We start from the raw sequence: 13,652 nt of genomic DNA, 5'->3' as shown, positions 1-13,652 counted from the left end.
CGACAAAACACCACGCGGCACAGGCGGAACGAGACCTAGCTGCCTTGCTTGTAGTTGTTCAAAGCATAGCCGCGATCGCGATAGAAACGATAGCGTTCGCGGCCCGCCGCGAGTTCAGCGTGTGCGTTGCCGACCACTTCCAGCAATCTTTCGAAGCGCGCGAATTGCGCCGGCACCGCGGCGCCGAGGTTGAGCAGCACCTGATGGTGCGGCACATCATCGAGGCTCGAAGCCAGCACGATTGGCGTTTGCGCGGCTAGCGGCGAGCCCGCCATGCAGTGCGGCACGAAGTCGAGTGGCGAGAACGTCCACAACTGTTCGTCGAAAGCCCGCAGGCGCTCGGGCTCGGCCAGTACGATGGTCGGCTGGCCCGCCTGATACGCCTTGCGGATCAGGCGGCAGGCATACAGCAGCGAATCGCCGACGTTCGAGTGAAAATCGATTCTCGTCATCGGCGGCTCCGCTTTGCGTCTGCAGCGACGCCCGCAACCTTACTGCAACGCGTCATTGTGCAGCGCGACCGTCCGCGGCCCCGCCGTCCGCGGCCCGACCGTCAGCGGCCCTACCGTCCGCGGCCCGGTCGATCAGGAACTGCGCGAGCAACGGCACCGGACGGCCGGTCGCCCCCTTCGCCGCGCCGCTCTTCCATGCGGTGCCGGCGATGTCCAGATGCGCCCACGGATACGCGTCAGTGAAGCGCGACAGGAAGCACGCCGCCGTCACGCTGCCCGCCGGACGGCCGCCGATGTTGGCGAGGTCCGCGAAGTTCGATTTCAGCTGCTCCTGATACTCCTCGTCGAGCGGCATGCGCCAGGCCGGATCGGATGCTTCACGCGATGCATCGAGCAGTTCGCCCGCCAGCGCGTCGTCTTTCGAGAACAGACCGCTGTTGTGATGACCCAGCGCGATGATGCAGGCGCCCGTGAGCGTGGCGATGTCGATCACCGCTGCCGGCTTGAAGCGCTCGGCATAGGTCAGCGCGTCGCACAGGATGAGCCGGCCTTCGGCGTCCGTGTTCAGCACTTCGATCGTCAGGCCCTTCATGCTGGTGACGATGTCGCCCGGCTTGGTGGCGGTGGCCGACGGCATGTTCTCGACAGCCGGGATGATGCCGACCACGTTGATTTTCAGGCCCATTTCGGCGACGGCGCGCAACGTGCCGAGCACCGAACCGGCGCCGCACATGTCGTACTTCATCTCGTCCATGCCTTCGCCCGGCTTGAGCGAAATGCCGCCGGTGTCGAACGTGACGCCCTTGCCGACCAGCACCACCGGCGCGGCCTTCGCGGCGCCGCCGTGGTACTGCAGCACGATGAACTGAGCCGGTTCGACCGAGCCCGCCGTGACCGACAGGAACGAGCCCATCTTGAGTGCCTCGCACTGCTTCTCGCCCAGCACTTCGACTTTCAGCTTCCAGTCTTTGCCGAGCTTCTTCGCGGTGTTGGCAAGGTAGGTCGGCGTGCAGACGTTGCTCGACAGGTTGCCGAGGTCGCGCGTCAGATCCATGCCGTTGGCGAGCGCGGCGCCCTGCTTGGCCGCAAGCTTGGCGGCCTTCTCGTCGCCCGTATTGACGCTGAACACGATGCGCTTCAAGGCGCGCGCCGCGTTGTCCGGCTTGCTCTTCATCTGCGTGAAGCGGTAGGTCAGCTCGCGCAGCGCGAGAATCGCGGCGCGCACGCCCCAATCGGCCGTGCGCTCGAGGATCGGCAGCTGGGCGAGCGTGAAGGTGACCTGGACGATCTTGGTGCCGAGCAGCGCGCGCCAGGCGGCCCGCACGGCTTCGCCGTAGGCTTTCTGGCTGAAAGCATCCTGCTTGCCGAGCCCGACCAGCAGCACGCGCGAAGCGCCGATGCCTGAGACTTCGTGCAGGAACAGCGTGGTGCCGGCCTTGCCGTCCATGTCGCCGGCCTTGATGATGCGGGTCAGGAGGCCCTTGGTAGCCGCGTCGATCTCCAGTGCAGCGCCCGAGAGCGTTTGCGACTCGAACACGCCGATTACGATGCAATCGGATTTCCCGGTCAGGAAACCGTTTGACGAGCCTTTGGTCCAATCACAGGCTTTTATGCTAAAGTCCATCGCGCTTGTCCTCGGATAAAATCTGGGCTTAGGATGAAAGCCGCAATTATCCGCTATTTTTCCCGCGGCGGCTGCACCGGAGGCGTAAAGGGAAACAACCCGCGCGTCACTGAGAGCGCCCCCTCTCCTCACCAATAATGATCTTCGAACGCTCCCTCCAGCGCGAACTCGCGTATACGGCTGGTGCCGTGTTCATGGTTCTCCTCACGCTCGTGCTGACGACGATGATGATCCGCATCGTCGGCCTCGCCGCCTCGGGGGAGATCGATCCGCGCGACGTGCTGGTCCTGATCGGCCTGACCGTGATTGGCTACCTGGCCATCATGCTCGTCGCGACCCTGTTCGTGTCGATTCTGTTCGTCCTGACCCGCTGGTACAAAGACTCCGAGATGGTCGTCTGGCTCGCCTCGGGTGTCAGCTTGACCCGCTTCATCAAGCCGATCGGCATCTTCGCCACGCCGATCATCATTCTCATCATGTTCTTCGTGTTCGTCGGCTGGCCGTGGTCGAACCAGCAGAGCAAGCTGCTGCGCGCGCGTTTCCAGCAGCGCGACGAAGTCTCGCTCCTCGCGCCGGGCCAGTTCCGCGAATCGGCTGCCAGCCACCGGGTGTTTTTCATCGAGAAGATGTCACCCGACCAGGCACGCGTCGAGAACGTGTTCGTGACCAGCACGGAAAACGGCAAGCTCAACGTGGTCGTGTCGAAGACAGGCCACACCGAAATACACAAGAACGGCGACCGCTTCGTCGTGCTGGAAAACGGCCGCCGCTATGACGGCGAACCGGGCCACCCCGATTTCCGCATCATGGAATTCGAACGCTACGGCGTGAAGATCCAGAGCCAGCCGGTGATCAATACGCCGACTACGACCGGCTTGTCCACCCCCGCGCTGCTGCGCGACCCGACCAACGACAACCTCGCCGAATTCGCGTGGCGCGCGGGCCTGCCGCTGATCGCGATCAACCTGATGCTGCTGGCGATTCCGCTTGCGCATCAGAACCCGCGGCGCAGCCGCACAATCAATCTGGTGATGGCTGTCCTGATCTATCTGACGTATTCGAATCTGTTGAACGTGGTCCAGTCGTGGATCGAGCAAGGCAGGATGTCGTTCGGGGTTGGACTGGTCGGCCTGCACATTATCGTGGCGGCGATCGTCGTGTTCATTTTCTGGCTGCGCGTGCGCAACCGGCCGCTATTCACGCGGGCGATGTTCAGCCGTTCGCAGGGGGCCTGACCGATGCGCATCTATGAAAAGTACTTCGCGCGTCAGGTCTACCTCACGTTCGTCTTTATTCTGTTCGCGTTCTCGGGTCTGTTCTTTTTCTTCGACCTGATCAACGAACTGAACTCCGTCGGCCACGGCAACTACAAGTTCCAGTACGCGGTGCTGCGCGTCGCATTGCAAACACCGTCGCGCTTCTACGAAATCATTCCGGTGGCTGCGTTGATCAGCGCGATCTACGTGTTCGCGCAAATGGCGGCGAACTCCGAGTACACGATTTTCCGCGTATCCGGCCTCGCCACCAATCAGGCACTGCGCTCGCTCATGAAGATCGGCATTCCGCTGGTGTTCCTGACTTATATCATCGGCGAAGTGGTCGGTCCGTACACGGATCAGTTGTCGGAACGCGTGCGGCTCGAGGCACTGGGGTCGTCGGTATCGAGCAACTTCGAGTCGGGCGTCTGGGTGAAGGACACGCTCACCGCGCGCGCGGACGGCGAACAGGTGACGCGCTTCGTGAATGTCGGCGAATTGAAGCCGGACGCGACGATCAGCAACGTGCGGATTTACGAATTCGATTCGAAGTTCCGTTTGTCCAATGTGCGGATCGCCCAAAGCGGCAGGTACCAGCCACCGGGCCACTGGCAACTGACCGGCGTGACCGACACACAACTGATCGACGTGCCCCCTCCTCCGGGCACGCCGTCCGATGCGTTGAATCCGGTGTATCGCGCAAAGCAGGTGGCGCTGCCCGAATATTCGCTGCGTTCGGAACTGACGCCGCAAATTCTGTCGGTGCTGCTGGTGTCGCCGGACCGGATGTCGATGTTCAATCTGTTCCGCTACATCCAGCATTTGACCGAGAATCACCAGGACACACAGCGATATGAAATTGCGCTGTGGCGCAAGCTGCTGTATCCGTTTGCGGTGTTCGTGATGCTGGTGCTGTCACTGCCGTTTGCGTATCTGCATACGCGCGCCGGCGTGGTCGGCGTGAAGGTTTTCGGCGGGATTATGCTGGGGATGAGTTTCCAGCTGTTCAACACGCTGTTCTCGCATATTGGCACGTTGAATACGTGGCCCGCGCCGTTGACTGCGGCTACGCCCGGGCTGGTTTATCTGGTGCTTGGCCTGGTCGGGTTGAAGTGGGTGGATCGCCATTAGGAGCCTTCGTCATGGCTGCGCATGGGCTTGTTCTGTTTGGACACGGCGCGAGGGATGCGCGCTGGCGGGAACCGTTTGAGAGGCTTGCCGAAAAGGTGCGGGCTGCCCGCCGTTCTGATGCTGGCGCTGGGCCGGTTTTGCTGGCTTTTCTTGAGTTGATGGAGCCGGATTTGCCTACTGCTGTGGGTTCTCTCGTCTCCGGCGGGTGTGCTGTTGTGACTGTTGTGCCGGTGTTTTTTGGGCAAGGCGGGCACGTCAGGAAGGATCTTCCTGCGGTGATCGAGCGGTGTCGCGGGTTGTATCCGTCTGTCGAGATCAAGTGCGCTGTTGCCGTTGGCGAGGATGAATCTGTGTTGGACGCTGTCACAGAATATTGCCTTCGGCAGGTTTGATTTCTTTTTGGCACTCGCGGTGCTTTGGTTGTACACCCGCGGTGTTGGCCTTTTTAAGCCGCGACTAAAAGCCCATCCGCGGAGCGGCCCACCTGCTGCCGGGCAGCAAAAGCCTCCCCGATCATCAAAAGACTAGGCTGCGACGCATCAAGCCACTGCTGAGCCTCGCCACACGCGAGCGCCGAAAGCGTGAGAGTGAGCGTCCGCTCGCGAGCCGTACTACACGCTTCGACAATTGCCACGGGAGTCGCGCCATCTCGCCCGGCGTCAATCAATTGCTGAGCGATTTCAGGCCCACTGTCCCGCCCCATATAGAACACGAGCGAATCAGCATTCACCTGCTCACGAATTGCCTCAGTATCAGCCGCCCGGCTATGCGTAGCCAACGCCACACTCCGTGACACACCCCGAAGCGTCAAAGAACGCTTCAACGAAGCCGCACTAGCCAGCGCAGCCGTAATCCCGGGCACCACCTCATACTCGATCCCCGCAGCCTCAAGCGCCCGCATCTCCTCATCGGCACGCCCAAACAACATCGGATCGCCGCCCTTCAGGCGCACCACGACATCGTGCTCCAAAGCCGCATCCACGATCTGCTTGTTGATGAACTGCTGCGCCGTCGAAAGCTGACCACACCGCTTGCCCACCGCAATCCGCCGCGCATGAGCAGGTGCATAATCGAGCATCGCCGGCTCAACCAGCGCGTCGTGCAACACCACATCCGCCATGCCGAGCAGCCGCGCGCCGCGCACCGTGATGAGATCCGCGGCCCCTGGCCCCGCACCGATCAGATACACCTTACCCATTCGCCTTAACCCCATTCGTCCGGTTCGTGCAAAACCCAAAGCGCGACGGCGCGCCAATCACCCAGTCAACGACTCACGCCGAAAACGCCCGGATCATCCCAGCCGCGACGGTGTGATGCGTCGCTTCGTCGATCAGCACGAACGCGCCCGTGCCCTGATGCGAGTCGTACACGTCGCACACCAGCGGCTTTTGCAACGTCAGCGACACGCGGCCGATGTCGTTCATCGTCAGGTCCTTGCGATCGGTCGCCTGCGACAGCGTATGCACGTCGAGTACTTCCTTGATCGAACCGATCCGCGCGAACACCGTGTTGGTGGTCTGCTTCAACAGATACTTGCGTTGCGTCGACAGCGGTGTGTCGTCGAACCAGCACAGGTCGGCTTCCAGCTTCTTCGCCGGCTCCGGCGCTGCTTCGCGCAGCACGAAGGTATCGCCACGCGACACGTCGACGTCCTCCGCCAGGCGGATCGTCACGGTTTGACCGGCAAACGCGCGGTCCACCGCCGCCGTACCGCCCGTCACCGGCGCGATGATCTCGGCAACCGTCGCTTCGCGGTTCGCGGGCAGCACGACGATGGTGTCGCCAACCTTCACCTCACCCGCTTCGACACGGCCCATATAGCCGCGGAAATCGTCAGCCTGGCTGCCGTCCTGACGCGCCACCCATTGCACCGGGAAACGCAGCGCCTGGCCCGTCGGAACTTCGACCGGCAAGGCTTCGAGCAAATCGAGCAGCGGCTCGCCCGCGTACCACGGCATGCTTTCGCTAGCCGTCACGATGTTGTCGCCCTTGAGCGCCGACACCGGCACGAAACGCACGTCGTCCAGACCCAGTTGACGCGCGAGTTCGACATACGCATCGCGAATCTCGTTGAAGCGCGCCTCGCTGTAGTCGACGAGGTCCATCTTGTTGATCGCGACAATCGCGTGCTGCAAGCCGAGCAGCTTCACAATCGCGCTATGACGCTTGGTTTGCGGCAGCAGTTGCGCGACGCCGTCGACGAACGTCACACGCGTTGCGTCGACCAGAATGATCGCCGCATGCGCCGTCGATGCGCCCGTCACCATATTGCGCGTGTACTGCTCGTGGCCCGGCGTGTCGGCGATGATGAACTTGCGCTTTGCCGTTGCGAAGTAACGGTATGCAACGTCGATCGTGATGCCCTGCTCACGTTCGGCTTCGAGGCCATCGGTCAGCAGCGAAAGATCGATTTCGTCGCCAACGGTACGCTTATTCTTCGCGCGCGACAGCGCCGAGAGTTGATCGGAAAGCACAGCCTTGCTGTCGTACAGCAGGCGGCCGATCAACGTGCTCTTGCCGTCGTCGACGCTGCCCGCGGTAATGAAACGCAGCACGCCGAGGTCTTCTGGTTGATGAATATTCATTTGCATTACCCCGTGTGCTTAGAAATAACCTTGCTTCTTACGCTGTTCCATCGCGGCCTCGGAGACCTGATCGTCCATCCGCGTCGCGCCGCGTTCCGTGATTTCGGTCACGGCCGTTTCGGCGATGATCTTCTCGAGATCATCCGCATCGCTTTCCACCGGGCACGTGCAGCTGATATCGCCCACGGTGCGGAAACGCACCAGCGCGGTTTCGCTGGTCTCGCCTTCACGCATCGGCGTGAGCGGCGTGACCGGCACGAGCAGGCCGTTGCGGCGCACGATCTCGCGCTGATGCGCGTAATAGATCGACGGCAATTCGAGCTGTTCGCGGGCGATGTATTGCCACACGTCGAGTTCGGTCCAGTTCGAGATCGGGAACACGCGCAGGTGTTCGCCGTTGTGCAGACGCGCGTTATACAGGCTCCACAGCTCCGGACGCTGAGCCTTCGGGTCCCATTGGCCGAATTCGTCGCGGAACGAGAAGATCCGTTCTTTCGCACGTGCCTTTTCTTCGTCGCGTCGCGCGCCGCCGATCAACGCGGTGTACTCATGTTCCGCGATCGTTTCGAGCAGCGTCACGGCTTGCGCAGCGTTGCGCGAATCCAGTTCGCGACGCAGACGCACGGTGCCGCGCTTGATCGAATCTTCAACGTGGCCCACCACCAGTTCGGCGCCGATCTCTTTCGCGCGGCGATCGCGGAAGTCGATCACTTCGTCGTAGTTGTGACCGGTGTCGATATGCACGAGCGGGAACGGCAGCACGGTCTTGCGATTCGCGCCAATGCCGAAGGCCTTCAGTGCGAGGTGCAACACCACGACCGAATCCTTGCCGCCCGAAAACAGCAGCGCAGGCTTGCTGCATTCGGCGACCAGTTCGCGCAGGATGTGAATCGACTCGGCTTCGAGCCAATCGAGGTGGTCCATCCGGTTCGCCGTGTTGGCAAGCGGTGCATTCACAGTGGAATCGAGCGTGGTGCTCATGTTTGGGTCCTTCGTTGATTCGCCTGGGCGGGCGCTTGCTCGCCCAGGCGAAAGTATTCAAATCGGTATCTGCGGCGTTCAAGCTAAAAACCAAGGCCTGAACCGCCTGAATGCTTTATGCCGAAACCTTTTCGCTGCTGCTGACGGGGATCGGCGTAATCGTCGTGATGTGCAGTCCGCATTCCTTCGTATCGCGCGACTCCCACCACCAGCGCCCCGCCCGGCTGTCTTCACCGGGACGGATCGCGCGGGTACAAGGCTCGCAGCCGATGCTCGGGTAACCGCGCGCATGCAGCGGATTGACCGGCACATTCAACGTTTTCAGATAGTCCCACACTTCAGCTTCGGTCCAGTCCGTCAGCGGATTGAACTTGGCGATGTTGCGCGCGGCGTCGTGTTCTTCCTCATGCAGCTCGGCACGCGTCACCGACTGCTCGCGGCGTTGGCCCGTCACCCACGCGCTGACGTCCGACAGCGCGCGGTTCAGCGGTTCGACCTTGCGGATTTCGCAGCAGCGCTTGCGCAGATCGACGCTTTCATAGAAGGCGTTCAGACCGTGCGAGCCGACATATTCTTCAACCGCGGCCGCTTGTGGATGAAACTGCTCGATATCGTAACCGTAGCGCTCTTTCACGCGATCGAGCATGCCGAGCGTTTCCGCGTGCAGACGGCCGGTGTTCAGCGAGAAGATGCCGATCTTCACGCCACGCGACAGAATCGCGTGGGTGAGCAGCATGTCTTCCGCTGCGAGGCTGCTGGCGAGCTTGACGTTCGCGTGACGCGCGGCGATCGAATCGAGCAGCGCATTAAGGCGCTCGACCTTCGCGGCGAGTTCCGGCGTGAGCGATTGGGCGTCGCTCATGCCGAGGCCTTTGCCGGTTCGCCCGCTTCACGGCGGCGGAACAGCGGCGACGAGTTCACCGCGCCCTGATAGTTGAAGCTGAATTCGTCGAACGCCTTGAGCGCGTCGTCGAAGTCTTTATCCGAACGCAATGCGTAAGCGTCGAAGCCGCAGCGGAACATAAACGTCAACTGATCGCGCAGCACGTCGCCGATCGCGCGCAGTTCGCCCTTATAGCCATAGCGCTCGCGCAACAGGCGGCCGATGCTGTAGCCGCGGCCGTCGCGGAACACCGGGAAGTCCACGCCGATCAGCGCGATCGTGTCGAAGTCGCCGACGAGATCCGCCGGTTCGCTATCCGGCGCGAGCCACACGCCGATTTCAGCGGTGCTGCGCGAAGCGGTCAGCGCGTCGCGCTCAGCCTGCCACAGCGCGAGCGGCACCAGCACTTTGCCGGCCGGCAAGGCATCGACCGCGGGCAGCGTGCCGTCTTCGGCGGCGCGCACCACCGTCCAGTCATCGTTGACGATCGCGCGGTTCTTGATGATAGAAGCCATCTGTTCAGTATCCTTTTCGCGGTTACGCGTGAGCCGGTTGGCGCGAGGCGTACACACGTTCCTTGAACGGGGTGATGCCGATGCGATTGTACGTTTCGACGAAGCGCTCGCCCTCAATGCGGTTTTCCACGAACGTATCGATCACCTTGCTGATCACGTCCGGCATTTCTTCCGCCGAGAACGACGGGCCGATCACGCGGCCGAGATGCGCGCCCGTGGCGCCCGTGCCCTGCTCGCCGCCGAGCGTCACCTGATACCACTCCGAACCGTCCTTATCGACGCCCAGAATGCCGATGTTGCCGACGTGGTGGTGACCGCAAGCGTTGATACAACCCGAGATGTTCAGCGACACGTCGCCAAGGTCGTACACGTAATCGAGATCGTTGAAACGTTCCTGAATCGCCAGCGCGATCGGAATCGACTTCGCATTCGCGAGCGAGCAGAAATCGCCGCCCGGGCACGCGATGATGTCGGTCAGCAAGCCGATGTTCGGCGTTGCGAAACCTTGCGCCTTGGCCTTTTCCCACAGCGCGAACAGGTCGCGCTTCTGCACGTTCGCGAGAATCAGGTTCTGTTCGTGCGACACGCGGATTTCGCCGAGCGAGTATTCGTCGGCCCAATCGGCGACCGCTTCCATCTGCGCGTCGGTGGCGTCGCCCGGGGCGATCGTAGTCGGCTTCAGCGACAGCGTGACGGACGAATAGCCCGTCACCTTGTGCGGACGCACGTTACGTTCGACCCAGCGCGCGAACGCACGGTTTTCCAGCAAATGCTTTTCGAACGATGCATCCGTGTCGGCCAGCTTTTCATACACCGGCGGCTGGAAGTATTGCGACACGCGATCCACTTCGGCTTGCGTCAGCGTCGAAGGACCGTCCTTCAGGTGTTGCCATTCTTCTTCCACTTGCGCCGAGAATTTCTCCGGGCTCAACGCCTTCACGAGAATCTTGATCCGCGCCTTGTACATGTTGTCGCGGCGGCCATAGCGGTTGTACACGCGCAGCACGGCTTCGCAGTAGGTCAGCAGATGTTGCCACGGCAAATCGCGGCGGATGATCGCGCCGATGATCGGCGTACGGCCCATGCCGCCGCCGGCCAGAATGTCGGCCACCAGCTCGCCCTGCTCGTTCTTCTTCAGATACACACCCATGTCGTGAATCTGCACGGCAGCGCGGTCTTCCTTCGAACCCGACACGGCGATCTTGAACTTACGCGGCAGCCACGCGAATTCCGGGTGGAACGTCGACCATTGGCGCAGGATTTCTGCCCACGGACGCGGATCGACCACTTCATCCGGGGCTACGCCCGCGAACTGGTCGGCCGTGATGTTACGAATACAGTTGCCCGAGGTCTGAATGCCGTGCATCTGGACGGCCGCAAGCTTGCGCAGGATTTCCGGCGTTTCTTCAAGCTTGATCCAGTTGTACTGGATGTTCGAGCGCGTCGAAAAGTGGCCGTAGCCGCGGTCGTGTTCGCGCGCGATCTGGGCCAGCACGCGCATCTGGTCGCTGCGCAGATTGCCGTACGGAATCGCGATGCGGTGCATGTACGCGTGACGCTGCAGGTACAGGCCATTCTGCAGACGCAGCGGACGGAACTCCTCTTCGCTCAATTCGCCCGACAAGCGGCGGCGAACCTGATCGGCGTATTGCACGACCCGCTCATCGACGATGGTCTGGTCGTACTGATCGTATTGGTACATTCGGGGACCCCAATTTTTTGCGTTACACACGGCGGTCCGGGGGCCGGCCACCCGGTTCCGCCGCGCTCCGGATACCTCCCTTTGTCAGCCCATGCGAGTCAGGGTTTAGACCCATCTCTCATTTGCTTATGACAAATACAGATATCCATATTGAAAAAGATGGACAGATCGTAATAAACTCGCCTTATATTTCAAACGACTAAAAAATTCTTTTTATATGCGGAGAGGTTATATATGAACCTGCATCAATTCCGCTTCGTCCGCGAGGCTGTGCGGCAGAATTTCAACCTGACCGAAGCGGCTAAAGCACTGTTTACAAGCCAGCCGGGCGTTTCCAAGGCGATCATCGAGCTGGAAGACGAATTGGGCGTCGAAATCTTCACACGACACGGCAAGCGCGTGCGCTCGCTGACCGAGCCGGGACGCATCATTCTTCAGTCGGTTGAGAAGATTCTGCAGGAGGTCGAGAGCCTCAAGCGGGTCGGCAAAGATTACGCGGCCCAGGATCAGGGCAATCTGGTGATCGCCGCCACCCACACGCAGGCCCGCTACTCACTTCCGGCCGCTATCGCCGAGTTCAAGAAGCGCTTCCCGAAAGTTCACCTTTCAATCCTGCAGGGCAGCCCGACGCAGGTCGCCGAGATGGTAATCCACGACCAGGCCGATCTGGCCATCGCCACCGAAGCGATCGCCAACTATAAGGAACTGGTCTCGCTACCGTGTTTCCAGTGGCACCACGTCGCCGTGATGCAGCCGGATCATCCGCTGCTCGACCGCAAACTTTTGTCGCTGGATGATCTGACCCAATATCCTTTGATTACGTACGACAACGCGTTCGCCGGCCGCACCAAGATCAACGAGGCGTTCCGCCTGCGCGGCCTGCATCCGGACATCGTGCTGGAGGCGATCGACGCCGATGTGATCAAGACCTACGTCGAACTGGGACTTGGCGTCGGCGTTATGGCGGACATCGCGTTCAACGCCGAGCGCGACCGCCATCTGCGCGCGATGCCGGTAGGCCACCTGTTCGGCAGCAACGTGACGCGGGTCGCGCTGAAACAGGGCGCGTATCTGCGCAGCTATGTGTATACGCTCGTCGAACTGCTGTCGCCGAGCATGAACCGCAGGCTGATCGAACAGGCACTCAAAGGCGAACACGAAACCTACGAACTTTGAACTGACCACGCTTCCCGCTACGGAGACCCATCGATGACGTCGTATAAGAAAAAAATCAGCGGCCTGGCCGCTCTCGGCGCGCTCTTGTTCGCCACCGCAGCACAGGCCGATATCAAGGTCGGCATCGACCTGTCGAGCACCGGCCCCGCGGCCGTGATCGGTATTACCAGCAAGAATGCGATGCTGATGTGGCCGGCCACGATCGCCGGTCAGAAAGCCGACTACATCTTCCTCGACGACGCTTCAGACCCGGGCAACGCGGTGCGCAACATCCGCAAGCTGATCAATGAAGATCACGTCGACGTGATCGTCGGCCCGAATATCACGCCAGCCGCGATGGCCGCGCTCGATCCGGTCGCCGAAAGCCAGACGCCGATGATCACGCTGATCGGCTCGGCGAGCGTGGTCGAACCGCAGGAAGGCAAGAAGGTCTGGGCCTACAAGATGGCGCAGACCGATAGCGCGATGGCCGACGTCATGACGCGCTACATGTCGAACCACAACGTGAAGACGGTAGGCTTCATCGGTTTCGCGGACGGTTACGGCGAAAGCTGGCTCAACGAGTTCAGCAAGTTCGCGGCCTTGCGGCATATTCAGCTGGTGGCCACCGAGCGCTACAACCGCACCGACGCCAGCGTCACCGGCCAGATCCTCAAGCTGATGGCCGCCAAGCCGGACGCGATCCTGATTGCCGGGGCCGGCACGCCGACCGTGCTGCCGCAGCGCACGCTGATCGAACGCGGCTTCAAAGGCCCGATCTATCAGACGCACGGCATCGCCACGCCCGAGTTCATCAAGCTGGGCGGCAAAGATGTGGAAGGCACGCTGTTCCCAACCCAGCCGGTCGTGGTCGCGCGCACGCTGCCGGCCGATCATCCGGCGAAGAAGGCGGCGCTCGCGTTCACCAACGAATACGAAGCGAAGTACGGTCCGGGCAGCGTCACGCAGTTCGCGGGCGATGCGGCAGGCGTGTACCCGCGTTTGCAGGATGCAGTCGCGCGTGCGTTGAAGACAGCGCAGCCGGGCACGCCGGCTTTCCGCGTTGCGTTGCGCGACGAACTGGAACACGCGCATGAACTGGTCGTGCCGAACGGCGTGGTCAATACGAGCCCGAAGGACCACGTCGGTCTGGATCAGCGCGCGAGCGTGATGGGCATCATCAGGAACGGCAAGTTCGTTTACCTGAGTCGGTGAGCATGGCATGCGCGGCGGGTTCCATCCCGGTTCAGCCGCGCGCATCGCACTGCCTACCGCCGCCGTCTGTCCGCCTGAATTTGCTGCAGGATTGGGCGGGATTGGCTGTGGTGCAAGTTCGGACGCACGGTGTATACCGTAAAAGATCACGCA

The 13,652-nt window shown here is 61.7% G+C and carries 13 protein-coding genes; 5 read left to right on the top strand and 8 right to left on the bottom strand.

The window, feature by feature from the left end:
• Nucleotides 1-35: 35 nt before the first annotated feature.
• Together P3T22_RS11465 and P3T22_RS11460 are read right to left on the bottom strand one after the other, a co-directional pair.
• Nucleotides 36-452, bottom strand: coding sequence for a DNA polymerase III subunit chi (locus P3T22_RS11465; RefSeq protein ID WP_063495041.1), 417 nt, complete (start codon nucleotides 450-452; stop codon nucleotides 36-38).
• Between the two features lie 52 nt (nucleotides 453-504).
• Nucleotides 505-2,076 (bottom strand): leucyl aminopeptidase, encoded by a 1,572-nt coding sequence (locus tag P3T22_RS11460; protein ID WP_429325017.1) that lies wholly within the window; start codon nucleotides 2,074-2,076, stop codon nucleotides 505-507.
• A 137-nt stretch (nucleotides 2,077-2,213) separates the two neighbouring features.
• Here P3T22_RS11460 and lptF point away from each other — a divergent pair, with 137 nt between their 5' ends.
• Genes lptF through P3T22_RS11445 form a run of 3 tightly spaced genes read left to right on the top strand, consistent with a single transcriptional unit; the run spans nucleotide 2,214 to nucleotide 4,855 of the window.
• Nucleotides 2,214-3,311, top strand: a complete 1,098-nt coding sequence (gene lptF / locus P3T22_RS11455; RefSeq protein ID WP_429325016.1) for an LPS export ABC transporter permease LptF — start codon at nucleotides 2,214-2,216, stop codon at nucleotides 3,309-3,311.
• 3 nt (nucleotides 3,312-3,314) lie between these two features.
• Complete coding sequence (gene lptG / locus P3T22_RS11450; RefSeq protein ID WP_063495038.1) at nucleotides 3,315-4,463, top strand: LPS export ABC transporter permease LptG; 1,149 nt, start codon at nucleotides 3,315-3,317, stop codon at nucleotides 4,461-4,463.
• An 11-nt stretch (nucleotides 4,464-4,474) separates the two neighbouring features.
• Complete coding sequence (locus P3T22_RS11445) at nucleotides 4,475-4,855, top strand: sirohydrochlorin chelatase (RefSeq protein ID WP_063495037.1); 381 nt, start codon at nucleotides 4,475-4,477, stop codon at nucleotides 4,853-4,855.
• A 53-nt stretch (nucleotides 4,856-4,908) separates the two neighbouring features.
• On the opposite strand, the gene cobA is transcribed toward P3T22_RS11445, so the two are convergent.
• The 6 genes from cobA to P3T22_RS11415 all read right to left on the bottom strand — a co-directional run bounded on the left by cobA (nucleotide 4,909) and on the right by P3T22_RS11415 (nucleotide 11,129).
• Nucleotides 4,909-5,661 carry a uroporphyrinogen-III C-methyltransferase gene (gene cobA / locus P3T22_RS11440; RefSeq protein WP_063497823.1) on the bottom strand — a complete coding sequence of 251 codons (753 nt, stop codon included), beginning with the start codon at nucleotides 5,659-5,661 and terminating at the stop codon, nucleotides 4,909-4,911.
• A gap of 73 nt (nucleotides 5,662-5,734) precedes the next feature.
• Nucleotides 5,735-7,048 carry a sulfate adenylyltransferase subunit 1 gene (locus P3T22_RS11435; RefSeq protein ID WP_063495036.1) on the bottom strand — a complete coding sequence of 438 codons (1,314 nt, stop codon included), beginning with the start codon at nucleotides 7,046-7,048 and terminating at the stop codon, nucleotides 5,735-5,737.
• 18 nt (nucleotides 7,049-7,066) lie between these two features.
• Complete coding sequence (cysD, locus tag P3T22_RS11430) at nucleotides 7,067-8,029, bottom strand: sulfate adenylyltransferase subunit CysD (protein ID WP_063495035.1); 963 nt, start codon at nucleotides 8,027-8,029, stop codon at nucleotides 7,067-7,069.
• Nucleotides 8,030-8,144: 115 nt separating this feature from the next.
• On the bottom strand, nucleotides 8,145-8,891 hold the full coding sequence (locus P3T22_RS11425) for a phosphoadenylyl-sulfate reductase (RefSeq protein ID WP_063495034.1): 747 nt from the start codon (nucleotides 8,889-8,891) through the stop codon (nucleotides 8,145-8,147).
• On the bottom strand, nucleotides 8,888-9,427 hold the full coding sequence (locus tag P3T22_RS11420) for a DUF934 domain-containing protein (protein WP_063495033.1): 540 nt from the start codon (nucleotides 9,425-9,427) through the stop codon (nucleotides 8,888-8,890). The genes P3T22_RS11425 and P3T22_RS11420 overlap by 4 nt, the downstream gene beginning before the upstream one ends.
• Before the next feature lie 22 nt (nucleotides 9,428-9,449).
• Nucleotides 9,450-11,129: a nitrite/sulfite reductase gene (locus P3T22_RS11415; protein ID WP_063495032.1), complete on the bottom strand. Its 1,680-nt coding sequence runs from the start codon at nucleotides 11,127-11,129 to the stop codon at nucleotides 9,450-9,452.
• 234 nt (nucleotides 11,130-11,363) lie between these two features.
• Between P3T22_RS11415 and P3T22_RS11410 the strand changes: the two genes are divergently transcribed.
• Together P3T22_RS11410 and P3T22_RS11405 are read left to right on the top strand one after the other, a co-directional pair.
• The gene (locus tag P3T22_RS11410) at nucleotides 11,364-12,305 is read left to right on the top strand and encodes a CysB family HTH-type transcriptional regulator (protein ID WP_063495031.1); all 942 of its coding nucleotides are present in this window, start codon (nucleotides 11,364-11,366) and stop codon (nucleotides 12,303-12,305) included.
• Nucleotides 12,306-12,338: 33 nt separating this feature from the next.
• Nucleotides 12,339-13,499 carry an ABC transporter substrate-binding protein gene (locus P3T22_RS11405; protein ID WP_429325015.1) on the top strand — a complete coding sequence of 387 codons (1,161 nt, stop codon included), beginning with the start codon at nucleotides 12,339-12,341 and terminating at the stop codon, nucleotides 13,497-13,499.
• Nucleotides 13,500-13,652 lie beyond the last annotated feature (153 nt).

The organism is Paraburkholderia sp. GAS348, assembly GCF_050434205.1.
Lineage (GTDB): Bacteria > Pseudomonadota > Gammaproteobacteria > Burkholderiales > Burkholderiaceae > Paraburkholderia.
The sequence above is the reverse complement of the archived record's forward strand: the minus strand, read 5'-3'. Positions and strand labels throughout refer to the sequence as shown.